The organism is Arthrobacter sp. PAMC25564 (assembly GCF_004798705.1).
Taxonomy (GTDB): Bacteria; Actinomycetota; Actinomycetes; order Actinomycetales; family Micrococcaceae; genus Arthrobacter.
In genome coordinates this window covers 1,718,901-1,743,198 of the sequence record NZ_CP039290.1, presented here as the reverse complement: position 1 = coordinate 1,743,198, position 24,298 = coordinate 1,718,901, and the positions used below count along the sequence as shown (strand labels likewise).

General features: G+C 68.7%; 26 protein-coding genes and 1 riboswitch. Of the genes, 15 read left to right on the top strand and 11 right to left on the bottom strand.

Annotated features, from left to right (window positions below):
* Positions 1-7 precede the first annotated feature (7 nt).
* Both E5206_RS08015 and moeB read right to left on the bottom strand, forming a co-directional pair.
* A complete protein-coding gene (locus E5206_RS08015) occupies positions 8-1,030 on the bottom strand; it encodes an SDR family NAD(P)-dependent oxidoreductase (RefSeq protein ID WP_136322025.1) in 1,023 nt (340 codons plus the stop codon).
* Positions 1,031-1,125: 95 nt separating this feature from the next.
* The gene (gene moeB, locus E5206_RS08010; RefSeq protein WP_240690044.1) at positions 1,126-2,373 is read right to left on the bottom strand and encodes a molybdopterin-synthase adenylyltransferase MoeB; all 1,248 of its coding nucleotides are present in this window, start codon (positions 2,371-2,373) and stop codon (positions 1,126-1,128) included.
* An 88-nt stretch (positions 2,374-2,461) separates the two neighbouring features.
* Between moeB and E5206_RS08005 the strand changes: the two genes are divergently transcribed.
* The 3 genes from E5206_RS08005 to E5206_RS07995 all read left to right on the top strand — a co-directional run bounded on the left by E5206_RS08005 (position 2,462) and on the right by E5206_RS07995 (position 3,725).
* Entirely contained in the window at positions 2,462-3,127 is a 666-nt protein-coding gene (locus tag E5206_RS08005) for a TetR/AcrR family transcriptional regulator (protein ID WP_136322024.1), read from the top strand.
* Between the two features lie 61 nt (positions 3,128-3,188).
* On the top strand, positions 3,189-3,413 hold the full coding sequence (locus E5206_RS08000; protein WP_136322023.1) for a DUF3107 domain-containing protein: 225 nt from the start codon (positions 3,189-3,191) through the stop codon (positions 3,411-3,413).
* A gap of 9 nt (positions 3,414-3,422) precedes the next feature.
* A complete protein-coding gene (locus tag E5206_RS07995) occupies positions 3,423-3,725 on the top strand; it encodes a hypothetical protein (RefSeq protein WP_136322022.1) in 303 nt (100 codons plus the stop codon).
* A 33-nt stretch (positions 3,726-3,758) separates the two neighbouring features.
* On the opposite strand, the gene E5206_RS07990 is transcribed toward E5206_RS07995, so the two are convergent.
* The 4 genes from E5206_RS07990 to thiO all read right to left on the bottom strand — a co-directional run bounded on the left by E5206_RS07990 (position 3,759) and on the right by thiO (position 6,933).
* On the bottom strand, positions 3,759-4,445 hold the full coding sequence (locus E5206_RS07990) for a 4a-hydroxytetrahydrobiopterin dehydratase (protein WP_136322021.1): 687 nt from the start codon (positions 4,443-4,445) through the stop codon (positions 3,759-3,761).
* A gap of 75 nt (positions 4,446-4,520) precedes the next feature.
* Positions 4,521-5,243, bottom strand: a complete 723-nt coding sequence (locus E5206_RS07985) for a thiazole synthase (protein WP_240690149.1) — start codon at positions 5,241-5,243, stop codon at positions 4,521-4,523.
* A 119-nt stretch (positions 5,244-5,362) separates the two neighbouring features.
* Entirely contained in the window at positions 5,363-5,599 is a 237-nt protein-coding gene (gene thiS / locus E5206_RS07980) for a sulfur carrier protein ThiS (protein WP_136322020.1), read from the bottom strand.
* Positions 5,596-6,933, bottom strand: a complete 1,338-nt coding sequence (gene thiO / locus E5206_RS07975; protein ID WP_136322019.1) for a glycine oxidase ThiO — start codon at positions 6,931-6,933, stop codon at positions 5,596-5,598. The genes thiS and thiO overlap by 4 nt, the downstream gene beginning before the upstream one ends.
* Positions 6,928-7,061: riboswitch (TPP riboswitch) on the bottom strand. It overlaps the preceding gene by 6 nt.
* A 26-nt stretch (positions 7,062-7,087) precedes the next feature.
* Between thiO and thiE the strand changes: the two genes are divergently transcribed.
* Positions 7,088-7,786: a thiamine phosphate synthase gene (gene thiE, locus E5206_RS07970; protein ID WP_136322018.1), complete on the top strand. Its 699-nt coding sequence runs from the start codon at positions 7,088-7,090 to the stop codon at positions 7,784-7,786.
* 41 nt (positions 7,787-7,827) lie between these two features.
* On the opposite strand, the gene E5206_RS07965 is transcribed toward thiE, so the two are convergent.
* Positions 7,828-8,499 (bottom strand): ferritin-like fold-containing protein, encoded by a 672-nt coding sequence (locus E5206_RS07965; protein ID WP_136322017.1) that lies wholly within the window; start codon positions 8,497-8,499, stop codon positions 7,828-7,830.
* A gap of 41 nt (positions 8,500-8,540) precedes the next feature.
* On the opposite strand from E5206_RS07965, the gene E5206_RS07960 reads away from it, so the two are divergent.
* The 3 genes from E5206_RS07960 (at position 8,541) to E5206_RS07950 (ending at position 13,001) form a co-directional block, all read left to right on the top strand.
* The gene (locus E5206_RS07960; protein ID WP_136322016.1) at positions 8,541-10,019 is read left to right on the top strand and encodes an RNB domain-containing ribonuclease; all 1,479 of its coding nucleotides are present in this window, start codon (positions 8,541-8,543) and stop codon (positions 10,017-10,019) included.
* Between the two features lie 310 nt (positions 10,020-10,329).
* The gene (locus tag E5206_RS07955; RefSeq protein ID WP_136322015.1) at positions 10,330-12,111 is read left to right on the top strand and encodes a DEAD/DEAH box helicase; all 1,782 of its coding nucleotides are present in this window, start codon (positions 10,330-10,332) and stop codon (positions 12,109-12,111) included.
* 8 nt (positions 12,112-12,119) lie between these two features.
* Positions 12,120-13,001: a site-specific DNA-methyltransferase gene (locus E5206_RS07950; RefSeq protein ID WP_136322014.1), complete on the top strand. Its 882-nt coding sequence runs from the start codon at positions 12,120-12,122 to the stop codon at positions 12,999-13,001.
* A gap of 20 nt (positions 13,002-13,021) precedes the next feature.
* On the opposite strand, the gene E5206_RS07945 is transcribed toward E5206_RS07950, so the two are convergent.
* On the bottom strand, positions 13,022-13,867 hold the full coding sequence (locus tag E5206_RS07945; protein ID WP_136322013.1) for a PHP domain-containing protein: 846 nt from the start codon (positions 13,865-13,867) through the stop codon (positions 13,022-13,024).
* Between the two features lie 126 nt (positions 13,868-13,993).
* Between E5206_RS07945 and E5206_RS07940 the strand changes: the two genes are divergently transcribed.
* From E5206_RS07940 to E5206_RS07920, 5 genes are all read left to right on the top strand, one after another.
* A complete protein-coding gene (locus E5206_RS07940) occupies positions 13,994-15,592 on the top strand; it encodes an aminopeptidase P family protein (RefSeq protein ID WP_136322012.1) in 1,599 nt (532 codons plus the stop codon).
* 4 nt (positions 15,593-15,596) lie between these two features.
* Entirely contained in the window at positions 15,597-16,871 is a 1,275-nt protein-coding gene (locus E5206_RS07935; protein WP_136322011.1) for an APC family permease, read from the top strand.
* Positions 16,868-17,206 carry a YnfA family protein gene (locus E5206_RS07930; protein ID WP_136322010.1) on the top strand — a complete coding sequence of 113 codons (339 nt, stop codon included), beginning with the start codon at positions 16,868-16,870 and terminating at the stop codon, positions 17,204-17,206. Before E5206_RS07935 ends, E5206_RS07930 begins: the two co-directional genes overlap by 4 nt.
* A gap of 347 nt (positions 17,207-17,553) precedes the next feature.
* On the top strand, positions 17,554-17,805 hold the full coding sequence (locus E5206_RS07925; RefSeq protein ID WP_136322009.1) for a hypothetical protein: 252 nt from the start codon (positions 17,554-17,556) through the stop codon (positions 17,803-17,805).
* Between the two features lie 150 nt (positions 17,806-17,955).
* Positions 17,956-18,513 carry a hypothetical protein gene (locus E5206_RS07920; protein ID WP_136322008.1) on the top strand — a complete coding sequence of 186 codons (558 nt, stop codon included), beginning with the start codon at positions 17,956-17,958 and terminating at the stop codon, positions 18,511-18,513.
* A gap of 45 nt (positions 18,514-18,558) precedes the next feature.
* Here the strand turns inward: E5206_RS07920 and E5206_RS07915 are convergent, their stop codons facing one another.
* Positions 18,559-19,419, bottom strand: coding sequence for a general stress protein (locus tag E5206_RS07915; RefSeq protein ID WP_136322007.1), 861 nt, complete (start codon positions 19,417-19,419; stop codon positions 18,559-18,561).
* Positions 19,420-19,496: 77 nt separating this feature from the next.
* On the opposite strand from E5206_RS07915, the gene E5206_RS07910 reads away from it, so the two are divergent.
* The 3 genes from E5206_RS07910 to E5206_RS07900 are packed head-to-tail and all read left to right on the top strand — an operon-like array spanning position 19,497 to position 22,739.
* Entirely contained in the window at positions 19,497-20,780 is a 1,284-nt protein-coding gene (locus E5206_RS07910) for a CBS domain-containing protein (RefSeq protein ID WP_136322006.1), read from the top strand.
* Positions 20,761-21,573: a DUF1003 domain-containing protein gene (locus E5206_RS07905; protein WP_136322005.1), complete on the top strand. Its 813-nt coding sequence runs from the start codon at positions 20,761-20,763 to the stop codon at positions 21,571-21,573. Before E5206_RS07910 ends, E5206_RS07905 begins: the two co-directional genes overlap by 20 nt.
* Positions 21,574-21,584: 11 nt before the next feature.
* Positions 21,585-22,739, top strand: a complete 1,155-nt coding sequence (locus tag E5206_RS07900) for an Mrp/NBP35 family ATP-binding protein (RefSeq protein WP_205760027.1) — start codon at positions 21,585-21,587, stop codon at positions 22,737-22,739.
* Here the strand turns inward: E5206_RS07900 and E5206_RS07895 are convergent.
* Together E5206_RS07895 and E5206_RS07890 are read right to left on the bottom strand one after the other, a co-directional pair.
* Positions 22,736-23,131: a Sec-independent protein translocase TatB gene (locus tag E5206_RS07895; protein WP_136322004.1), complete on the bottom strand. Its 396-nt coding sequence runs from the start codon at positions 23,129-23,131 to the stop codon at positions 22,736-22,738. The genes E5206_RS07900 and E5206_RS07895 overlap by 4 nt on opposite strands.
* 81 nt (positions 23,132-23,212) lie before the next feature.
* Entirely contained in the window at positions 23,213-24,226 is a 1,014-nt protein-coding gene (locus E5206_RS07890) for a hypothetical protein (protein ID WP_240690042.1), read from the bottom strand.
* Positions 24,227-24,298: the final 72 nt, after the last annotated feature.

Genomic DNA, 24,298 nt, shown 5'->3' with positions numbered 1-24,298 from the left:
GGGGACCTCAGCCGAAGGCGTTGATCCCCGTCATCTCGGCTGACAGCGTCCAGAGGCGGGCGGCATCCGCCCGGTCCACCGCATGCGCGTCCACTCCCCTGATCCGCGCCTCCGGCGATCCGGGAACGGTCGGTTCGGCGATGTCACAGTCCTCGCAGTAGACGCCGCCCATGCCTTCAAGCTTCGGGGACGTCGCGGCCCACACGGAGGTCGCGGCGCCCTGGGCAGCGGACTTGAACCGGGCGTCGACGTTGCCCTGGGCATCCATCCAGCCGGCGGCAATCATTTCCTCCCGCGGGAGGTGACGCTGCAGTTCGGTCATGATCCCGCCCGGATGCACGGCGAAGGCCCGCACGCCGAGGTCCCGGCCGAGGGCGTCGAGCTGCACGGCAAAGAGGGAGTTGGCGGTCTTGGCCTGCCCGTAGGCCCGCCACTTGTCGTAGCCGGCGTCGAAGTTGATGTCCTCGAAGCGGATGGCTGAGAGCTTGTGCCCGGTGGAGGACAGCGAGACCACCCGGGCGCCTCCCCCGGCGGACAGCGCGGGCCACAGCAGGTTGGTGAGGGCAAAGTGGCCCAGGTGGTTCGTGGCGAACTGCGACTCCCAGCCGGGCCCGACCCGGCGCTCGGGGCTGGCCATGATGGCGGCGTTGTTGATCAGGATGTCCAGTCCGCGGCCCGCCCGGGCAACATCAGCGCCCGCAAAACCCGAGGCCAGGAAGTCCGCAGCGAATTCCTTCACGCTGGCCTGGTCCGCCAGGTCCAAAGCCGCCACGCTGACCATTCCGGCAGGCAAACCGGCCGAGTCCAGCACCTCGCGGGCATGTTCCGGCCGCCGCGCCGGCACCATCACCCGGGCCCCGGCAGAGGAAAGCGCCCGGACAGTTTCCAGGCCCAGCCCGGAGTAGCCGCCGGTGACGATCGCGGTCTTCCCGCTCAAATCGATACCCGCGATGACCTCCGCCGCCGTGGACCCCCGGCCGAAGCCGGAGCCGATCTGGTGCTGCGGTGTCACGCTGCCGATCTCGCTCATGAGGTGCCTTTCCTAGTCAGGGCCAGCTGCAACGCGGGGTCACATACGGCCCATCCGAGGCCCTGCGACGGACCGTATGTGACCCCGCGTTGCGTTCAGTAGACGGGCTTGCCTGGTTCCACGTCCCGCACCCAGGCGAGGATCCCGCCGTCGAGGTGGCTGACGCGTTCGTATCCGGCGGCGCGGGCCGCGGCCAGGACGGCCGCGGAGCGTGTGCCGCCCTTGCAATGGAAGACGATGTCAGTGTCCTGCGGCAGTTCCTGCCACGCTTCGCCGGCCAGGATCCTGCCCTGCGGGATCAGCACGGCCCCGTCAATCCGGACGATCTCATACTCCCCGCTCTCGCGCACGTCCACCAGCTGGAAATCCTTGAGCCCTGCCTTGCGGGAGGCCAGCATGGCGGCGAGCTGGGTCGCCGTGACGGTATGGGCGGTGCCGGCCTCCGCCGAGGGTGCGATCCCGCAGAAGGCCTCGTAATCGGTGAGCTCCGTGATCCGTTCCGCCGCGGGGTCCCTGGATACCTTGATCTCGCGCCAGGTTCCGCCCAGGGCATCGTAAAGCGCCACGCGTCCGAGCAGGGAACGCCCGACGCCGGTAATCAGTTTGACGGCCTCCGTCACCATCAGTGATCCGACGGCGGCGCACAGCATCCCGAACACTCCGCCTTCCCCGCACGATGGCACGGATCCGGCCGGCGGCGCCTCCGGGTAGAGGTCCCGGTACGTCGGTCCGTATTGCTCCCAGAAGACGCTGACCTGGCCGTCGAAGCGGAAGATCGAGCCCCAGACGTAGGGCTTGCCCAGGATCGCGGCGGCGTCGTTCACGAGGTAGCGGGTGGCGAAGTTGTCGGCGCCGTCGAGGATGAGGTCGTAACCGGCGAAGAGTTCCAGGGCGTTGGAGGCGTCGAGGCGGGCGTTGTGCAGGCGGACGTCCACCAGCGGGTTCAGGGCCGCGACGGAGTCGCGGGCGGACTCGATCTTGGGCCGGCCGACGTCCGCGGCCCCGTGGATCACCTGGCGCTGGAGGTTGCTCAGCTCCACCTCGTCGTCGTCGATGATGCCCAGGGTCCCCACCCCTGCGGCGGCCAGGTACAGCAGCGCGGGAGAGCCGAGCCCGCCGGCCCCGATCACGAGGACCCTGGCGTTCTTGAGGCGGCGCTGGCCGAGCGCCCCGATCTCGGGAATGATCAGGTGCCGGGAGTAGCGCTGGACCTCCTCCGGGGTCAGGCCGTCCGCCGGTTCGACCAGCGGTCCGGGGAGCGGAGCGGGCACTGTATCAAACACGGCATCAGGCAGCCGTTCCGGGGCGGCGGGGGCGGCATTTGCGGTCAACTTGGAAGCCATACTTCAATCTAAGCCCGAAGATGCCGCCGGGTCATATTACCCGCGCGTAAAGTATGTAGAAGAACAGAGTAGGGAAAGTAGGCGGACAGTGATCCATCAGGCTCCGGTTGAGCGGGACAACACCGGAAAGGCGGCCGGGCCGGCGCGGAACGGCGGCCAGCGCTCGGCGCGGCTCCCCCGCGACGAACGACGGGCGCAGCTGCTCGCGGCCGCGCAGGAAGTCTTTGTCGCCAACGGCTACCACGGGGCCGCCATGGACGAAATCGCCGACACCGCGCATGTGAGCAAGCCCGTGCTGTACCAGCACTTTCCGTCCAAACGCGAGCTGTACCTGGCCCTGCTGGACAGCCATCTGAGCAAGCTCACCGGGCTCCTGCTCGGCGCCCTGAATTCCACCACGGACAACGACGAGCGTGTCCAGGCCGTCATGCGCGCCTATTACCGGTTCATCGCCGGCGACGACCAGGCGCACCGCCTCGTCTTCGAATCGGACCTGATCAATGACCCTGATGTGAGCTCCCGGCTGGAGACGTTCAACAAGACCTTCGCCGACGCCGTCGCCCGCGTGATCGCCGAAGACACCAGGCTGCCCGAGCTCGAGGCCCAGCTGCTGGGCCGCGCCTTGGCCGGAATGGCGCAGGTCAGCGCCCGGTACTGGCTGGAAACCGCCGGAAATCTCGACCTCGATGTGGCCAGCGACCTGATCTACCGTTTAGCTTGGCGCGGAATCTCCCGCTTCCCCAAGGAAACCTAGACTACAAATAGAGATGACCCTTTGATATTTATTCGACTTTGATTGGCCAGGAGGCCTTGCTGTGGAAGTAAAGATCGGCATTCAGAACATCGGCCGCGAAATTGTGCTCGAATCGACCCAGGACGCGGACGCCGTGGCCAAGGTGGTCGGAGAGGCCATCGCCAAGGGCACCGAACTCCGCTTGACCGATGAGAAGGGCCGCCAGATCATCGTCCCCGCCAACGTCCTTGGCTACGTCGAAATCGGAGCCGAAGAAGTCCGCCGCGTCGGTTTCGGCGCCCTCTAGGAATCCTGGATGCTTTCCCTGATTGTGGTCGCCATGGTGACCGTGGCCGCGGGTTTCGTGGTCTGGGCCAATGACAAGCGGCACGCGAAGTACGGCATTTCCGTGCCGGCCGGCATTGCGGCCTCCGTCGGGATGCTGAGCTGGATCATCTTCATCGCGGCAGGGTTCGCCTACCAGCCGGGCCTGACCTGGATCCCGTGGGTCCTGCCGGTCGTGCTGGGCACCGCGGCCGCCGTTGCTGCGGTGCTGTACCTCGGCCGGCGCCGCACCCGCCTGGACACGGCCCGGCTCACCGCCATCCTGAAGCTCTGACGGGCCCGCACCTGACTGCTGCTGTCTCTGTCTTCATCCCTGCTGCTGTCCCTGCGGGGCGGCGGGCCCGTGGCCTTCTTCGGTGCACAGGCACAGCCGGTTCCCTTGCGCATCCGTGACCACCACCCAACCGGGTGCGTGGTCACGGTTCATTAAGGCTCCGGTGGCTGCTGTCTTGTCCAGCACGGGCCCGGATTCGGCCTTGCTCCGGTGGATGTCGAGGTGGAGCCGGTTGACGTCCGGGGTGTCGGTTTGCTGGAACCAGAGCGAGGGGCCGCGGCCGTACGGGTCCACGAGGTCACCGAACCGTCCCTTGCGGTAGCCGAGCGCCACCCGCCAGAGCCCGGAGATCGCCTCGGGATCCTCCGAATCGATGGCTACTTCCACCGTCCGGTACAGCCCCGGTTCCGCGGTGGCGGCGACGGCGGCGGCCGCCGCGCTGGCCGCCGCGGCCGCTTTGACGTCCCGCGGCGTCACCTCGGTGCCGGCATCGTGGGAACTGTAGCGGAGAAAGACCCGGTTGTAGCGCCAGTCCAGGTCCGGGTGATGGTCCTGTTCTTCAGCGAGGTGCCCGACGGCGGCGATCAGCTCCAGTGCAGCGGCCGCCGTCGGCGCCTTGTATACGCTCACCAGCCCGCCGAGGCGGTACCTCCAGTCCGGCAGGCCGGCCAGGGCCTCGTCGATCTGGGGGCGGGTGAGGACGTCTTCCGTAGCTGCCATGGCAGGCTCCTTGCTGGCTGGACCGGTGCGGCGGGCCGGCTGGCGCGGCCGGCGGTCAACCGGGAGCGGCCGGATTCAGAGGAATTCGGCCCGGCCTTCCATGGCGGAGGACGCCAGGGCGTGTTCGCGGCGCGGGATCCTGCCTGCCGTTTTCGCCAGCCTACCGGCGATGACCGCGTGTTTGAAGGCCTCCCCCATCAGCGCCGGATTCTGCGCCCGGGTCACTGCCGTTGCCAGCAGCACCGCGTCGCAGCCGAGCTCCATCGCCAGGGCCGCGTCCGAGGCGGTCCCGATTCCGGCGTCGAGCACCACGGGCACGGACGCCCGCGAGACGATCAGTTCGATGTTGTGCGGGTTCAGGATGCCCAGGCCGGTGCCGATCGGCGCGCCCAGCGGCATCACCGCGGTGGCGCCGAGGTTCTCCAGCCGCAGTGCCAGCACCGGGTCATCGTTCGTATACGCAAAGACCTTGAAGCCCCGGCCCACGAGCTGCTCGGTGGCGTCCACCAGCTCGACGGCGTCCGGCAGCAGGGTGTGCTCGTCGGCGATGACTTCGAGCTTGACCCAGTCTGTTTCAAGGGCCTCGCGGGCCAGTTCGGCGGTCAGCACGGCGTCCTTGGCCGTGAAGCAACCGGCGGTGTTGGGCAGCACCCTGATGTTGTGGTCGACGAGCAACTGGAACAGCGAGCCTGCCTCGGCGGGCGAGTAGCGGCGCATGGCCACCGTGGTCAGTCCGGTCCCGGACGCCACGAGCGCGGCCCCCAGCCCGTCCAGGCTCGGCGCCCCGCCCGTGCCCATGATCAGGCGGGAGCCCAAGAGGACTCCGTCGACGATGAACGGATCACCGGTGTCGGTGCCGGGGGTGGGCCGGCGGTCCGCTGCGGCCGGTCCTGCGAATGCGGTTTCCTTCATGCTGTTCATCCTCCCTGTACTGCCGTGACGAGTTCGACGTCGTCGCCCTCGGCCAGCGCGGTGCCGTGCCACTGGCTGCGCGGCACCACCTCTGAATTGCGGGCCACGGCGACGCCGAGCTTCCGGCCGTCTGCTGACTGGCCGTTCGGGGCGAGCGTCCGGCCGGTTAGCTGGCTGACCAGCGTGCCGACGGAGGCGCCGTCGGCGACGGCGTGGTCCGCTCCGTTCAATCTGATGTTCATACTGTTTCCTTGGCTTCCTTGGTTTCCTTGGTTCCCTGGCTGCGGTCAGTTTCCTGGCGGTGGTGAAGCTCCGGGGCGGGGAGGCGGGAGAAACGGCCGGGACGGAATCCCGCCCAGCGGGGGTGGGCCGTTCCGTCCAGCAGCTGCCGGCAGATCGCCGCGGCCACCGGGGTGAGCAGGACGCCGTGCCGGAAGAAGCCGGTGGCAATGATCAGGCCGGGGATTTCCTCCCCGTCATCGCTCCCGGCGAGCGCCACGCGGCCCAGCAGCGGCGCGTTGTCCGGCGTGCCGGGGCGCGCCCGGGCTGTGGCTTCCAGCAGTTCCAGCTCGGCCACGGCGGGCAGCAACTGCTGGGCGTCCCGGAGCAGCTGGTAGACGCCGCCGGCGGAGACCGCGGACGGGTCCGAAGGGGCGTCTTCGCGCTGGGTCGCCCCGATCACCACGGTGCCGTCCTGCCGCGGGACGATGTACACGGGAACCCCGCGGACCAGGCCCCGCAGGGTGGCGGTGAGCAGCGGCCGCAGCCGGTCGGGTACACGGAGCCGGAGGATGTCCCCGTAGACCGGCCGCAGCGGCAGCGCGAGGCCGGCCGGGAGGCCGCCGAGCTCCGCCGCGCCGAGCCCGTTCGCCACAATGGTTTCCTTCGCCTGGACGGCGCCGCCGCCGGCGAGGCTGACCCCGGCCACACGCCCGTCCTCCCACAGCAGGCCGGCGGCGCGCCGGGCAACGGCACGGCTTCGGCTGTCCGCCGCGAGCAGGACGGAAATCCGGGCGACGAGCCTGCGGGGATCCACCTGGTGGTCGGAGGGAATGTCGAAGGCGCAGGAGATCCCGGGGCTCAGCAGCGGTTCCCGGCCGCGCGCCTCACGAACGCCCAGGGGCTCCACAATGAGGCCTGAAGCCTGCTGGACGGCCCGGAGGTCGGCGAGCGCCCGGCGGTCGGCGGCGTCAAACCCGACGGCGAGGGTCGGCGTCGTGAGGTAACCGGTTCCGTTGTCCGGCGTCCCTTTGTCCGTTCCGGCTGCCGGAGCGTTGTCTGTTGCGTTGTCCAGCCCTGCCGCGAAGGCCGGCCACAGGCGCGACGATTCGATCATGAGCTCCAGGAGCGCCTCCTCCTGGTAGTGCAGCTCGCTGACGGGGGCGAGCATGCCCGCGGCGGCCCAGCTGGCCCCGCTGCCCGGGGCGTCGTCAATCAGTGCGACGGACCGGCCCGAACGGATGGCCTCCCAGGCGATGCCATGGCCGATCACCCCGCCGCCGATCACCGCTACGTCGTAACAAACGCCAGACGCTGCGTCATCATTCGCCGCGTCACGGTCGGTTCGTGTGTCCATGAAGGAATCCTTCCCTACGCCGGTACTAACCGGATCAGGTCAAGCGGTCGGCTCCAACGCCCTCTCAGCCCTGCAGCGTCGAACGCCAGAGGCGCACGAGGCTGCAGCGGGCTCCCGCGGTATGGGCCCAGTTTAGAGGAACTAGGCTGGTGTCATGAGCCAGGATGCCCTCCACACCACCGCCCGCCTGTACCTGTGCACCGATGCCCGCAAGGACCGCGGCGACTTCGAGGACTTCGTAGACGCGGCCTTCGCCGGCGGCGTGGACATCATCCAGCTGCGCGACAAGACCCTGGAGGCGGCCGAGGAGCTCGAACTCCTCGAGGTCCTGCACGCGGCCGCCCACCGCCACGGCCGGCTGTGGGCCGTCAATGACCGGGCGGACATTGCCTCGCTGTCTGCGGCGCCGGTGTTCCACATCGGCCAGAAGGACATCCCGCCCGAGGCGGCGAGGACCTTCCTGGGCAAGGACACCGTGATCGGGCTGTCCACCCACAGCCCGGAACAGATCGATGCCGCGATTGCTGCCTCGCCGGGGCGCAGCGGACTGGACTATTTCTGCGTGGGACCCGTCTGGGCCACCCCGACCAAACCTGGCCGCGCCGCCGTCGGGCTCGACCTGGTCCGCTACGCCGCGCAGGCCATCCGGACCGCGGGGACCGGCAAAGCCGACGGCCGGATCGAGGACGTGTTGCCGTGGTTCGCGATCGGCGGGATCGATCTTGGCAATGTGGAGCAGGTCCTCGAGGCCGGCGCGCAGAGGATCGTTGTGGTCCGGGCCATTACCGACGCCGATGACCCTGCCGGCGCCGCGCGCGCCCTGCTCGCAGCCCTGGACGCCGCGGAAGCCTGAGCGACAGCCGGCGGCTTGCGGCGGTTGACCGGACCGCCGGCTCAGCCGCTCAGCCCCAACTGCGTCATCCGGCGGGAGTGGTTGGCCGCGAGTTCGGCCAACAGTCCGCTGACCACTTCCCTGGAGCGGGCCTCGTCCGCCCCGATCAGGCCGGGGAGGAACGCGTGCTCGAAGCTCACCCGCTGCGCCTGGGTCAGGGCCTCGCCCAGCAGCCGCCGCGCCCACAGGGACAGCCGTGAGGCCAGCCGCGGGTCCGCCGCAAGGGCGGTCCTGAGCAGTTCCCGCAGGACCGTGGTGGCTTCTTCGTCCGATTGGATCCGCTCGACCAGTTCCCGGGTTCCGGCGTCGACATAGCGGGAAACGGCACGGTAAAAATCGCCGGAGACCGTGTCGATCACATACGCCTTCATGAGCGACTCGTACCAGTCCGCCGGGCGCGTGCGTTCGTGGAAGTGGTCCACGGAGGGCTGGAAGGGAAGCATCGCGGCCTCGGCGTCGAGGCCCGATTCCTCAAGCCTGGCGCGGACCAGTTCGTAGTGCTGGAATTCGATCACGGCGATCCGGCCGAGCACCGCACGGTCGTGCAGGGTGGGCGAATAGCGGGCGTCGGAGGAGAGCCGCTCGAAGGCCGAAAGCTCGCCATAGGCCATCACGCCGAGCAGATCCATCAGGACGCTGTTGTAGCGGGCAGGACCGGCCGGGGATGCGCTCATGGTCCAAGACTAATGGCGCAAATCGAGCTAATCTGATTTTCGTGTCCCATCATCGCCTGACCCCCAGCATGCGCCAACAAAAGAACCAACTTTCCACGGCGCTGAATGCGCTGCGCACCACGCTGGAGCTGCCGGGACCGTTCCCCGAGGATGCGCTCCGGGACGCCAGGGAGGCCGTTGCCTGGCACGAACTGCCGGAGCTGGACCTCACCCGGATCGAGTTCGTGACCATTGATCCGGCCGCCTCCACTGACCTGGACCAGGCCCTCTTCATCGACCGTTCCGGCGAGGGCTACAAGGTGTTCTACGCCATCGCCGACGTCCCGTCATTTGTCGCCCCCGGCAGTGCGCTGGACGCCGAAACCCGCCGCCGCGGCCAGACCTTCTACACCCCGGACGGCCGGATTCCGCTGCACCCTGAGATCATCAGCGAAGCCGCCGGCAGCCTGCTCGCCGGGCAACTGTGCGCCGCGTTCGTCTGGGAATTCGAGCTGGATGCCGCCGCCGAGGTGTGCTCCGTGCTCGTGCGCCGGGCCCGCGTCCGCAGCCGCGCCAAGCTCAGCTACCAGGGCGTCCAGGCCGATCTCGACGCCGGCACCGCCGGCCCGGTGCTGCTCCTGCTCAAGGAGGTGGGCATCAAGCGGGTGGAGCTGGAACGCCTCCGCGGCGGGGCCAGCCTGAACATGCCGGAGCAGGAAATTGAACAGCTGCCCGACGGCGGCTACCGGATCGTCGCGGCCCCGGCGCTGCCGGTCGAAGACTGGAACGCCCAGATTTCGCTGATGACCGGGATGGCCGCGGCCGAGCTGATGCTCAAGGGCAAGGTCGGGATCCTGCGGACGATGCCCGCCCCGGATGAAGGGTCGCTGGCGCACTTCCACCGCCAGACGCACGCCCTGGGCAAGCCCTGGGACGGGGAGATGAGCTACGGCGAGTACCTGCGGACCCTTGACCCGACGGATCCCCGCCAGCTGGCGATTGTGCACTCGGCCGGCATGCTGTTCCGCGGTGCCGGGTACACGCCCTTCGACGGGACCGTCCCCCAGGACGGGATCCAGTCCGCCATCGGCGCCGCGTACGCGCACACCACCGCCCCGTTGCGGCGGCTGATTGACCGTTTTGTGCTGGTCATCTGCGAAGCGCTCAGCAACGGCACGGACGTTCCGGGATGGGCACGCCAGGCGCTTCCGTCCCTGCCGGCAATCATGGCGTCGTCGGACCAGCTGGCCGCCAGGCTCGAACGGTTGGCGTTGGACACCGTCGAGGCTGCCCTGCTGGTCAACCACATCGGCCAGGAGTTCGACGCCGTCGTCATCTCCGGATCACGGCCCGCCAGGAACGGGAACGGCAAGCAGGGAGCCAACGGCAACGGCAACGGCCCCTCCGGGATTGTCCAGATTGCCGAGCCAGCGGTGACTGCGCGGTGCCCCGGCGAACTGGAATCCGGTACCCAGGTGCGGGTCCGGATCGTGTCCTCCGACATCGCCACGCGCGAGGTCCGGCTGGAGCTGGTGGGCTGAGAGCCGCACCTCCGCGCGCCGCATTTGCGCCGTCCTGGCGGGGACAGTCGAGGTTCCGGGCGGCGTACAGCTAGACTGGAGAGGTAGATATGGATGCCCGGTCGTTGATTTCCTTGATTTTAGAATTCAACAAGCCCGCCCCTACGCGATCTTGAGACACACCCGCTGGTCCCCAGTGCCAGTATTCAGATAGCCCGCGATCGGCTTCCACTGGAATTGCTTGCGCGCCTGAGCGTGCTCCGGAACGGCCAGCCGGCCGGCCCCGTTGAGCAAGCGGCGTCAATGCCCAAATGAATAAGGAAACTCCACTGTGAGTGAATTGCACACGCACCAACTGCTGATCGACGAATCCGGCACAGAAACCATTGAGCCGGAAGAGACCATCATCTCGGACGAAAAACCGCACGAGATTGCCGAGAAGACTTTCGCCGAGTACAACGTCCGCGCGGATATCGTCGAGTCCCTTGCCGACGCCGGCATCACGCACCCGTTCCCGATCCAGGCCATGACGCTGCCGGTAGCCCTAGCCGGCCACGACATCATCGGCCAGGCCAAGACAGGCACGGGCAAGACCCTCGGTTTCGGCATCCCGGCGTTGCAGCGCGTCGTCGGACCGGACGACGCCGGCTATGACCAGCTGGCCGCCCCGGGCGCACCCCAGGCCATCGTGATCGTGCCGACCCGCGAGCTCGCCGTGCAGGTCGCCAACGACCTGCAGAACGCCGCCCGCAAGCGCAACGCCCGCATCGCCACGATCTACGGCGGCCGTGCTTACGAGCCCCAGGTCGAGGCACTCCAGAAGGGCGTCGAGGTCGTCGTCGGTACCCCCGGCCGCCTCATCGACCTGTACAAGCAGAAGCACCTCGTCCTGAAGAACGTCAAGATGGTCATCCTGGACGAGGCCGATGAAATGCTGGACCTCGGCTTCCTGCCGGACGTCGAGACCCTCATCGCCGGCACCCCTGCCGTCCGCCAGACGCTGCTGTTCTCGGCCACCATGCCCGGCCCGGTCGTCGCCATGGCCCGCCGCTACATGACCCAGCCGACCCACATCCGTGCGGCGGACCCGGATGACGAGGGCCTGACCAAGCGCGACATCCGCCAGCTGATCTACCGTGCCCACAGCATGGACAAGATCGAGGTAGTCGCCCGCATCCTGCAGGCCCGCGGCCGGGGCCGCACCATCATCTTCACCAAGACCAAGCGCACCGCCGCCAAGGTTGCCGAGGAACTCGTGGACCGCGGTTTCGCCGCAGCCGCCATCCACGGCGACCTGGGCCAGGGTGCCCGCGAGCAGGCGCTGCGCGCCTTCCGCAACAACAAGGTGGACGTCCTCGTGGCCACCGACGTTGCCGCCCGTGGCATCGACGTCGACGACGTCACGCACGTCATCAACTACCAGTGTGTTGAAGACGAAAAGATCTACCTGCACCGCGTGGGCCGCACCGGCCGTGCCGGCAACAAGGGCACGGCCGTGACCTTCGTTGACTGGGACGACATGCCCCGCTGGGGCCTGATCAACAAGGCCCTGGGCCTGAGCGTCCCGGAGCCGGTGGAAACCTACTCCTCCTCGCCGCACCTCTACGAGGAGCTCGACATCCCCGCGGGCACCAAGGGCCGCCTGCCCCGCGACAAGCGTGTGCTGGCCGGAGTGGACGCCGAAGTCCTGGAGGACCTGGGCGAGACCGGCAAGAAGAACACCCGCAGCGGACAAGCCGGCAGCGGCCGCGGAGCCGGACGTGACGGCGGCACCGCCGGCCGCGGAGCCGGACGTGACGGCGGCACAGCCGGCGGCCGCAGCGGCAGCCGCCGCAGCGGTGCCGACAGCGCCGGAACAGACAGCGGGCGCTCCGGCGAGCGCCGGCGTCGTCCCGCAGCCGCAGAAGCTGCCGTAGCCAGCCAGCCGGAGGCTGCGGTAACCCGGGCGGCAGCACCCGCCGCGGTTTCAGCCCGGGCCACGGCCACCGCAGCGACCGAGGTCGACCGGGCCACCCGCGCCCGCCGCCGGACCCGCACCCGCCGCCACAACGGCGAAGTGGTGACCGGGGGCGCGCAGAACGCCGCCGCCCGGCCGAGCAACGCCGAGGCCTAAACCCCTCCATGACTGACACCGTCTGGGCGCCGGACGGCAGCAACCTGGTGGTACACGCGGACAACGCGGAGTACCTCCCCATGCTGCCGGACGGCGCCTTCACACTGATTTATGTGGATCCGCCCTTCAATACCGGGCGCGTCCAGCGGCGCCAGCAAACCACGATGGTCCGCAATGCCGGCGGCGAGGGTGACCGCGTCGGCTTCAAGGGCCGGTCCTATGACACCATCAAGGGCGCCCTGCACAGTTACGACGACGCGTTCAGCGACTACTGGTCCTTCCTGGAGCCGCGGCTCATGGAGGCCTGGCGGCTGCTCGCCGACGACGGCACCCTGTACCTGCACCTGGACTACCGCGAGGTGCACTACGCGAAGGTCATGCTCGACGCCATCTTCGGCCGCGAGTGTTTCCTCAACGAGATCATCTGGGCCTACGACTACGGTGCGCGGGCCAAGTTCCGCTGGCCCACCAAGCACGACAACATCCTTGTGTACGTCAAGAATCCGGCCAGGTACCACTTCGACAGCGCCGAGGTGGACCGCGAGCCGTACATGGCCCCGGGGCTCGTCACGCCGGCCAAGCGCGAGCTCGGCAAGCTGCCCACCGACGTCTGGTGGCACACCATCGTCTCCCCCACCGGCAAGGAGAAGACCGGCTATCCGACGCAGAAACCCGAGGGACTGATCCGTCGCGTGGTGGCAGCCTCAAGCCGCCCGGGCGACTGGTGCCTGGACTTCTTCGCCGGCTCCGGGACGCTCGGCGCAGTGGCCGCAAAACTCGACCGCAGGTTCGTCTGCGTGGACCAGAACCAGCCGGCCATCGATGTGATGGCCAAACGCCTCGCCGCGCACGCGCAGTTCACCGAGTTCCCGCCACTCCCCCCGGCCTGAACCCCGGCCCGGACGGCCCGTCACCGCACCACGGAAGTTCCGGTGCCCAGTTCCTCGATCCTGGCCAGCACCTCGGGCGAGGTCAGGTTCTCGCCCAGCAGGTTCGGCTTCCCGGAGCCGTGGTAGTCCGAGGATCCCGTCACCAGCAGGCCATGCCGGCGGGCCAGGCGGAGGAGGAACTCCCGGCCCTCCTCCGGGTTGTCCCGGTGGTAGATCTCCAGCCCGGCCAGTCCGGCGTCGATCATCTCCCGATAGGTGCGCTCCCCCACGATCCGTCCGCGCGCGGACGCGACGGGATGGGCAAACACCGGAACCCCGCCGGCTGCACGGACCAGTCCGACGGCGAGCGCCGGGTCCGGCGCGTAGTGCTGCACGAAGTACCGCGAGTGCGAGGTCAGGATCGAGCTGAAGGCCTCGGACCGGTCCTCGACCACGCCCGCGGCGACGAGCGCATCGGCGATGTGCGGCCGGCCCAGGGTTGCCCCGGGCGCCACATGGTGGATGACGTCATCCCAGGTCAGCGGATAGTCCTCGGCCAGCAGTGACACCATCCGTTGCGCCCGGGTGTGGCGGGCGTCCTTGGCCTTGGTGATTTCCTCCAGCAGCCCGGGATGGGCCGGGTCATGCAGGTAGCTGAGCAGGTGGACGCTGATGCCCTCCGCCGTGCGGCAGGAGACTTCCATTCCGGGCACCAGGGCGATGCCGTGTTCCCGGGCCGCGGGGGCCGCCTCCGCCCAGCCGTCGGTGGAGTCGTGGTCGGTCAGGGCCACGACGTCGAGCCCGGCCGCCGCGGCAGACGCCATCACGTCCGCCGGGGCTTGGGTGCCGTCGGAAACATTCGAGTGGGCATGCAGGTCAATCCTCACCCCACCAGCCTAGTAGACGGGCGCGATCCGGCGCGGTGCGTTCGCATCCGGGCCGGCCCGGGGGCCGGGCCAGCCGGCGGCGGCATCCGTTGGCCTAAGCCGCTGCGCTGGTGAGACTATGGGACGGTGAACGATGCAGATAACACCCAGGTCTCCGCTTCCCAGCCTCTCGACGAGCGCGTCAACAACCGCTCGCAGCGGCCCAGTTCCGACGCGTTCAAGGCCTTTATGGCCAGCAATTGGGCGCCGTCCCGGCAACAGCTCCCCGAACGGGACGTTGTCGCGGACCACGCCGCCGCCCGGCGCCGCGCCATTTCAGTGCAGTTCAAAGGTGAACGGCTGGTCATCCCCGCCGGGCCGCTGAAGGTCCGCTCGAATGACTGCGACTACCGCTTCCGCCCGCATTCGGGCTTCGCGCACCTCACCGGCCTGGGCGTGGACCATGAGCCCGACGCTGTCCTGGTCCTGGAGCCGGTGGCCGATGGCAAGGGCGACGACGGCGGGAACCACCAGGCGACGCTCTACTTCCGGCCGCTGGCCGGCCGGGACACCGAGCAGTTCTACGCCGACTCACGGTCCGGCGAGTTCTGGATCGGCGCGCGGCCGACCCTCGCCGAGTTCAAGGCCCGGCTGGGCCTGGAGACCGCGGATATCGGCGGGCTGGAGCTGGCGGTCACCAAGAACGTGGGCGCCCCGGAAATCGGCGGGATCTCGATCCGCCTGGTGCGCAAGGTCGACGAGAACATCGATGCCCTCGTGGACACCGCCCGTTACAACACGGCCAAGGATCCCGAGAACCTGGACCTCGGCGTCCTCGATGCCCTGGACGACAAGCTCGCCGAGGCCCTCTCCGAGCTTCGTCTGCTCAAGGACGAGTGGGAAATCGAGCAGATGAAGACCGCCGTCGCCGCCACCGTGCAGGGCTTCACCGAGGTCGTCAAGGCCCTGCCGCGGGCGCTCACCCACCAGCGCGGCGAGCGCGTCGTGGAAGGCGCGTTCTTCGCCCGGGCCCGGGAGGAAGGCAACGAGCTCGGTTATGACACCATCGCGGCGTCCGGCAACAACGCCACCGTGCTGCACTGGACCCGGAACACCGGCAGGATCAACGCCGGCGAACTGCTGCTGCTTGACGCCGGCGTCGAGGCCGACTCGCTCTACACCGCGGACATCACCCGCACCCTGCCGGCCAACGGCACCTTCACCGGGATCCAGCGCAAGGTCTACGAGGCGGTGCTCGACGCCGCCGACGCCGGCTTTGCCGCCGCCCGGCCCGGCACGAAGTTCCGCGACATCCACACCGCGGCCACCACCGTGCTGGCGGAGCGGCTCGCCGAATGGGGCCTGCTGCCGGTCTCCGTCGAGGAAGCCATCAGCGCCGAGGGCCAGCAGCACCGCCGCTGGATGCCGCACGGCACCAGCCACCACCTGGGCCTGGACGTCCACGACTGCGCCCAGGCGAAGCGTGAGCTGTACCTGGACGGCGTCCTGACCCCCGGTATGGTGTTCACGATCGAACCCGGCCTCTACTTCAAGGAAGAGGACCTCGGCATTCCCGAGGAATACCGTGGCATCGGCGTCCGCATCGAGGATGACATCCTGATGACGGCCGAAGGTCCGGTCAACCTCAGCGCGGCACTGCCCCGCAAGGCGGACGACGTCGAGTCCTGGATGTCGGGCATCTACCAGGAAGCCGACACCAGACCGCCTAGCCTCACCGGCCCGTAACACCTTGAGCAACCATGCGGTTCTGGCCCGCAGGCTGAACACCTTTGATGCGGTCGTCATCGGCCTCGGGTCCATGATCGGCGCCGGGGTCTTCGCCGCGTTCACCCCTGCGGCCCAGGCCGCCGGGTCCGGGCTGCTGCTCGGCCTCCTGGTGGCGGCCGTGGTCGCGTACTGCAACGCCACGGCCTCGGCCCAGCTCGCCGCCGAATATCCGACCTCCGGCGGCAGCTACGTCTACGGGCGGGAACGGCTCGGTCCCTGGCCGGGCTTTCTGGCCGGCTGGGGCTTCATCATCGGCAAGACGGCCAGCAGCGCGGCCATGGCCCTGACGTTTGCCGCCTACGCTGCGCCTCCCGGCTGGGAACGGCCCGTCGCGATCGCCGCGGTGCTCCTGCTGGCCGCCGTGAACTACCGGGGCGTGACACGCACCGCTGCCCTGACCCGGATCATCGTCGCCGCTGTCCTGGCCGCCCTGGCCGTCGTCGCCGCAGCCTGCTGGGGGGCCGGCGCCGCCGACCCCCTGAGGCTTGTGGACGGGGGCCTGTTTTCCCACGGCTGGTACGGGATCCTGCAGTCCGCCGGCCTGCTTTTCTTCGCCTTCGCCGGCTACGCCCGCATTGCCACCATGGGCGAAGAGGTCATCAATCCGCGGACGACCATTCCTCGGGCCATCGTGATCGCGCTGGCCATCGCCGTCGCGGTCTACGCCGTCATCGCCGTCAGCGTCCTCGCGGTCCTCGGCCCGGACGGCATCGCCGGCACCCCGGCGCCGCTGGCCGCCGCCGTATCGGCCGGGTCCTGGAACTGGGCATCGCCTCTCGTCCGGGTGGGCGCCGCACTTGCCTCGCTCGGGGCGCTGCTGGCCCTGATCGCCGGCCTGGGCAGGACCAGCCTGGCCATGGCGCGGGAAGCGGACCTGCCCCGCTGGCTGGCCGCCGTGCATCCACGCTTCAAGGTCCCGCACCGGGCCGAACTGGCCCTTGCCGGAGTCATCTGCCTCATCATCAGCGTGGCCGACCTCCGGGGAGCCATCGGCTTTTCGTCCTTCGGTGTCCTGGTCTACTACCTCGTCGCCAACCTCGCCGCGTACACCCAGACCGGAGAACACCGCCGCTACCCCAGGGCGCTGCAGCTCGCCGGCGCCGTCGCGTGCATGGCCCTCGTGGCCACCCTGCCCGTGGGCTCCGTGATCGCGGGACTGGTCATGTTCGCCGCCGGCATCCTGTACCGCGGCGTGCGGCTGCGCTTCGCCGGAACGTCAGGAAGTAACGATCCATGACCATCGCCAAGTCCATCGCGCTCTTCGTCCTGGCAGCAGCAGCTGAAATCGGCGGTGCCTGGCTCGTCTGGCAGTCGGTCCGCGAAGGCAAGGAGTGGTGGTGGGCCGGGCTGGGAGTAGTCGCTTTGGGCCTCTACGGGTTCGCGGCGACCCTGCAGCCGGACGCGCACTTCGGCCGGATCCTCGCCGCGTACGGAGGCGTGTTCGTCGCCGGTTCCCTGGCCTGGGGCATGATCTTCGACGGATTCCGGCCCGACCGGTGGGACACCGCCGGCACGGTGATCTGCCTGCTCGGGGTGTCCGTCATCATGTTCGCACCCCGCGGCGCGGGCTGAACCGGCCCGTCACATTCATGGGATCCCCCAAAGGCCGGGGATGGGGTCACCCGACCCGGTGCAGACGGATTAACGGGAGGAGATTGTCCCCTTGTCCAAGTGCCCGCCGCGGGCCTTTAATGGTTATGGTCCTGTTCGGGCCAATGCCCCCGGCAGGACAGTGGCCCTTGAGGAAAGGGCATTCCATGACCGCCGGCGGCTGATTCCGGCGGAACATCTCCACATCGCACCCCGTTTGCGTTCCCCGCCTATGGAGAAGACGGAATTCCCCGCAGACCCACCGGGCCGGCAGGTCATGTGGTTGCGGATCGATCCAGGACGCAAACCGCAAGTAAAGGATCATTTCCATGCATACGATTACCCGCGTGATTGGAACCGCCGCTATGACAGCTGCGTTGGGCCTGGGCGTCAGTGCCCTCCCTGCCAGCGCGGCGACCCCGGCCTCGGCCCCGGTCTCGGTCAGCATGTCCAATCAAAGCTGGTGGGACAGCCACAACGACCACAACAGGTGTGACCGCTTCGACCCGTGGGGCCACAAGTGGGACAACCACAACTGGTGGAACCGCTGCGACAATCGTGACCACCGCAACCGGTGGTGACCGTCGTACACCTCTAGCAGGGTGAGATCGGCACCGACCGGAGATCAGCGGGACGGCGGAACTATCTTCCAGCCGTCCCGCTGACTTTTTTGCGTGGCTCGGGCAACACCGGGTATCCGCCGGGAAGCCCGGAGGACATAAAATATTGCCATGGGTCTGCTCGTCATCCGGGTGCTTGCGCCGTTGATCGGCATCGCGGTTCTGTGGCTGGTCCGGATCTGGGTGAAGCCGCCGGCAAGGGTCTGGCGTCGGGCGCTGGAATTTGGCTGGGTTGCGGCGGCCGTGGTTGCCGTCGCCGATACTGCGGCACGGCTCCTGGGCTTCTGGCATTACACAATGCCCGGCCTGGTCGCTGGGCTGCCATTGGACCTGTATGTGGCCGTGGCGCTGATCTACGGTTCTTCCCTGCTGCTGGTCTACTGGTGGTTGCGGGAAAAGAACCCGCGCTACGGACTCTTCCTGGCTGGCGCGCTTCCCTTCTACGGGGTGGCCCGGGACGCCATCGTGACATCGCTCAGCGGGACGCTGTTCCTCGCATGGGACACCCCGTACTGGTGGGCGCCCAATTTCATTGCCTGGGCAGCCATGGGATGGATCACGATCCTGGCCTTCGACCAGTCCTTCTCCAGGCACCGGCAACAGCCCGGAAGGGACCTCCCCCGTAAGGCACCCGGGGCAGCCGCGAAACACAATCGTCGATTTACTTAGGAGCCTGCCCATGGCAGGTCCTGCGTCACCCCGGACCCGGTGGACCTATTGCTGGGTGCCGTCCTGGTGCTGGCGCTCCTCCTGGGCCTGTTGCGCCTTCTGCACATCAGCTGCCCGGAGACCGTACTGGGGCCTGCCGTCCGGCAGGTCCGGGTAGGTGACGCCGGAGACCCGCGGGGCAGGCTGGCCCGACTCGTCCGGGCCCGCAGGCTGGGTGGACTGGCCCGGCTGTGCCGGGGCTTCCGGAGCATGCTGTCCGGCCGGCTGGCCGCCCGCCTCCGGCATCCGCTGGCCGTACGGGTCATTCCAGCCCGCGGGTCGTTGCGGACCCTGCCCGGGCTGCTGGTTCTGGTAGTCGTGCTGGGTGTAGCCGCCCACGGGTGCCCCCGAGGCGTCATGCTGGGTCATGGGCAGCTGGTGCAGCAGGCGGCGGGCCTCGTTCGCGGCCTCGAAGGACACCACGACGTCGTAGCTGGTCGCCACGACCTGGCTCGTCGAGGTGAAGTCGCGCTTGCCGCGCTGCATGGCGTAGGTGACGATGCCAAAAAGCATAAAGAACGCGGCCCCCATCAGTACGGACGTCACGATCGAAAAGTACCCCGGCGTCGTCGAGAAGAAGGACAGCAGGACTCCGACGAAGAGGCCGAACCACATGCCGCTGAGCGCACCCGAGAGGGCCACACGCGGATACGTGAGCCTGCCGGTCACCCGCTCCACCATCTTCAGGTCATTGCCCACGATCGAGACCATCTGCACCGGAAACTGCTGGTCCGCCAGATAGTCCACCGCCTTCTGGGCATCCAGATAGGAGTTGTATGAACCGACGGTGTCCCCCTTGGGAACACTGCGGGCATCGTCCGGGCCATTGGGGGCGCCGGCCCTGGGAGCACCAAAAATGTTTGACATAGGCCCATTCTCGCCTATCCGGCTGGTGATAGCCTGCAAATTCAGCTAAAAGAGAGCAGACTCGGTAGCCTGTACAAGTGAGCACAAATCTTGCGCGGGTATTTGTTGCGCGCCTTCTCGGACTGGATGTCTTCGACCCCCTGGGCGACCGTCTGGGCCGGCTGCGCGATGTCGTCGTGCTCTCACGCGGCACCCGGAGCGCCCCGCACGTGGTCGGCATCGTCGTCGAGGTCCCGGGCAAGAAACGCGTCTTTGTCCCGATGACCCGGATTACCTCGATTGATCAGACCCAGGTCATCTGCACCGGGCTGGTGAACCTGCGCCGCTTCGAACAACGCGGCGCGGAGACCCTGGTGGTGGCCGAAATGTTCGACCGCCGGGTCACCCTCGCGGACGGCAGCGGCGACGCGACCATCGAGGACATCGCGATGGACAGGCACCGCTCCGGCGACTGGTTCGTCAGCAAGCTCTTTGTCCGCCGCGGCCATTCCCTGTCGCCGCTGAGCCGGCTGCGCCGCAACGAGACCATGATCATTGACTGGGCCGACGCGCTGCAGGGTGCCAAGACCGAGCCGCAGGCGGCCACCCAGTTCGTCGCGACCCATGAGGACCTGAAGCCGGCCGACTTTGCCGAGGCACTCCAGGAGATGAGCGACAAGCGCCGCTTCGAAGTCGCCAGCGAGTTGCAGGATGAACGGCTGGCCGACGTCCTGCAGGAAATGCGGGAAGGCGACCAGGTGGAGATCCTCTCCGCGCTGGACGTCAACCGCGCCGCGGACGTGCTGGAGGAAATGGACCCCGACGACGCCGCAGACCTCCTCGCCGAACTCCCCAGCGCCCAGGCCGAAGAACTGCTCCAGCTGATGGAGCCCGAAGGCGCCGAAGACGTCCGCCGCCTGCTCGAATACGACGAGGACACCGCCGGCGGCCTGATGACCCCGGTCCCGGTGATCCTGCCGCCCGAAGCAACCGTCGCCGAGGCGCTCGCGCACGTCCGCCGTGAGGAGCTCTCACCCGCGCTGGCGTCATCGATCTTCATCGCGCGGCCCCCGCTGGAGACGCCCACGGGCCGGTTCCTCGGCGTCGTGCATATCCAGCAACTGCTGCGCTATCCCCCGCCCGAACCGCTGGGCAACCTTGTTGACAAGACCCTGGAACCGGTCTCGGACCACGCCCACATCAGCGAGGTGGCCCGCACGCTGGCGACCTACAACCTCAACTCGCTCCCCGTCGTCAACAGCGATGGACGGCTTGTGGGGGCGGTGACTGTTGATGACGTGCTTGATCACCTGTTGCCCGATGACTGGCGCACCCACGAGGACGATGTCCCGATAAGGAAGCTTGGAGGCCGCATTGGCTGATAACACCACCCCAAGAACCTCCACCGTCCGGCCGGGCAGCAAACCCACAGCTAAGGGCAGCCTCGATACCCCGTTGAGCGGCCGCGCGCGGATCCTGCCCAAGTTCTCTCCCAACCCGGACGCCTTCGGTCATGCCACGGAGGGCTTCGCCCGCTTCATGGGCACCCCGACGTTCCTGGTCTATATGACCGTGTTCTGCGTCTTTTGGCTGGTCTGGAACACCTTCGCTCCGAAAGAGTGGCAGTTCGACTCCCGGGACCTCGGCTATACGCTGCTGACCCTGATGCTATCGCTGCAGGCCTCGTATGCCGCCCCGCTGCTGCTCCTGGCCCAGAACCGCCAGGATGACCGGGACCGCGTCTCGCTCCAGCAGGACCGGCAGCGCGCCGAGCGCAACCTCTCCGACACCGAATACCTGACCCGCGAACTGGCCTCCCTGCGCATCGCCCTGCGTGAAGTCGCCACCCGCGACTACGTGCGGGCCGAGCTGCGGAGCATGCTCGAGGACATGCTGGAGGCGCAGGAAGAACTGCGCACCCATGACCCGTCAGCCGGGATCCACGAGAGCCCGCGGGACAAGGTCAAGGAGAAGCTGAAGGAGAAGCGCGACAAGCAACGCGGTCCCCGGACCCAACAGATCCCCAAAGTCAGGCCGGAGAAGAAACCGGACAAGCCTGCCGCCCTGCCGGCCACGCCGGACGCCCCGGCCACCGTGCCCGGCACCCCCGCCACTCCTGCCGCCGAGCCGGACACCCAGGGCCTGCCCGCACACCACACCTTCCCCGAAAGCTGAGCATCCCCCGCATGAACACCCCGCTGGACGGCACCCCCCTGGATTTCCCCTCGGACCAGGCCGTGCACGCAGCACTCGCCACGGTGATCGATCCCGAGCTGCGCCGCCCCATCACCGAGCTGGGCATGGTGGACACGGTGGAGGTGTCCGACGGCGGCCGGGTGCGGATCGGCGTGCTCCTGACCATTGCGGGCTGTCCCTTGCGCGGCACCATCACCGCCGACTGCGAAGCGGCGCTGTCCGCGCTGCCGGGGGTGACCGGCGTCGAGGTTGAGCTGAAGGTCATGACCCAGGACCAGCGCGATGCGCTCAAGGAACAGCTGCGTGGCGCCGGCGGGCAGCGCGGTATCCCGTTCAACCAGCCCGGATCGCTGACCAGGGTGTATGCCGTCGCGAGCGGAAAGGGCGGCGTCGGCAAATCGTCGGTGACCGTGAACCTGGCCTGCGCCCTGGCCGCCCAGGGCCTCCGCGTGGGGATTGTGGACGCGGACGTGTACGGCTTCTCCGTCCCGGCGCTGATGGGGATCACCCAGTCCCCCACCCGGGTGGACGACATGATCCTGCCGCCGGTGGCCTATGGTGTCAAGGTCATCTCCATCGGCATGTTCGTCACCGGGAACCAGCCGGTGGCCTGGCGGGGGCCCATGCTGCACCGGGCCCTCGAACAGTTCCTCACCGACGTCTACTTCGGCGACCTCGATGCCCTCTTCCTGGACCTTCCGCCCGGCACCGGCGACATCGCGATCTCGGTGGCCCAACTGCTCCCGCAGGCGCAGATCCTCGTCGTGACGACCCCGCAAGCCGCCGCAGCCGATGTGGCCGAGCGCGCCGGGGCGATCGCCACCCAGACCGGCCAGGCCGTGGCCGGCGTGGTGGAAAACATGTCCTATCTGGAACTGCCCGACGGCAGCCGGATGGAACTGTTCGGCAGCGGCGGGGGTACCGTGCTCGCCGGGCGGCTGTCCGCCACGGTGGGCACCGACGTTCCGCTGCTCGGGCAGATCCCGCTGGACATCCTGCTGCGGGAAGGCGGCGACGCCGGGGTCCCGCTGGTGCTGGGCCGTCCCGAAACCCCGGCGGCCGTAGCCCTGCTGGAGATCGCCGGGAAGCTCGCCTCGGTCCCGCGCGGGCTGGGGGGAAAGCCCCTGGGCCTGCAGCCCCGCTAGGTAGCTTCTGAATCGAAGGGTGCGGGCTCGCCTTCGGGAAGGCGGACGACGACGCGGGCCGGGCGGTGATCCGCGGCGGCCGCGGCGGCGGCGACGGTGGCAACCGCGGCGGGTGCGCCCGCACTTACCGGCTTGGTGTCATCATCCAGCAGCGCTTCCTTGATGATCCTGCGGGGATCGTACTGCCGGGGATCGTACTTCTTCCAGTCGACGTCATCGATATCGATGCCGACTTCTTCCTTGATCTGTTCCCGCGCGCCGGCCGCCATCCGGCGGACTTCCTTGACGATGTTGGCAAGTTTCTGGGTGTATTCGGGCAACCTGCTGGGACCGATCACCAGAAGACCGATGATCAGCAGAAGGAGGAACTCCGGTCCGTTGATTCCAAACACTTTAGGAAGATTACCCTCTCGATCGGGTCGGCGACGACTCGGGGCGCCCCGGACGACGGCTGCCCCCGCCCGGGCTGCCCATCACAGTGCCAGGAGCTCCAGGATCCTGCCCAGGCCCCGCTCCATCTGCTCGGGGACTCCGTCCGCAGCCGGCGGCGCGGCCGTGCCGCCGCCGCGGGACTGCACGAGGGCGGCCACGCCGTCGTCTGCCTGCTCCGCGGGAAGGTCCGCAACGTAGGTGAAGGTGGCACCGGAGGTCTGGTAGATGGCCCGGAACGGGGCCGCCGCATTGACCCAGAGCGCGCCGCTGCCGGGTCCCGGGCCGCGGGTCATTCCGCTGAGCCCGGCGGCGGTGAAGCCGTCCGCCGTGGCAGGATGTCCGGTCAGCACGTTGACCGGAGCGGACGGCTGCTGCTCCCCGGACGCGCCGTGCCGGGGAACCGGCGTTCCGTGCTGTTCGAGGACCGTAACAAAGTGCCGGCCGTCGGTGAGCCGCAACTCCAGGACGTTCTCCCCGGACACCACCCCGCCCTTGGCCCAGATGATGTGGAAGCCCAGCTCGCGCAGTTCGGGACAGGTCCATCCCTGCGAGCGAAGCGAGGCGAGCTGGCCGGCAGTGAGGGCGCCGGCAGGCGTGAAGTCCGGTTCACCGGTCATGGTCCACCCCGCGCCGGCCCCCGTTGCGGCGTTCCCGGCCAGGTCACCGGCCACCGGGGAACCGGTTGCGTCGTGCCGCAGGAAGGCGGCAGCGTCCGCGCCGTCCGCCAGCGGGGCCGCCGCGCCGCCCATCAGGTAGGCGGTGCCGGCCATCAGTGCCAGGGCCGCGGCCGCGCCCCCCGCAACAAGCGCCGGAATGCGCACCCGTGAGGGCCTTACACGATGCGGCAGCGGCGGCAGCGCCACTGGCTGGTCGGTAGTTTGCTGGTCAGCGGAGTGCTGGTCAGCGGGCTGCCGTTCGGCGGCCAGTTGCCCGGTCCTGGCCAGCAGCCGCGCGGTCAGGTCATCGCTCGCCTTGGGGATGGGGGCGCCGCGGAGGCGCTCCAGGTACTGGCGTTCCCGCTGCAGCCGGGCCCGGCACTCGGTGCAGGACTCCACATGCTTGCGGCTGCGGCCAGCTACCCGGCTGGAGTAGCTGCACCCTGAGCACCCCAGCAATCGCTTCAGTAG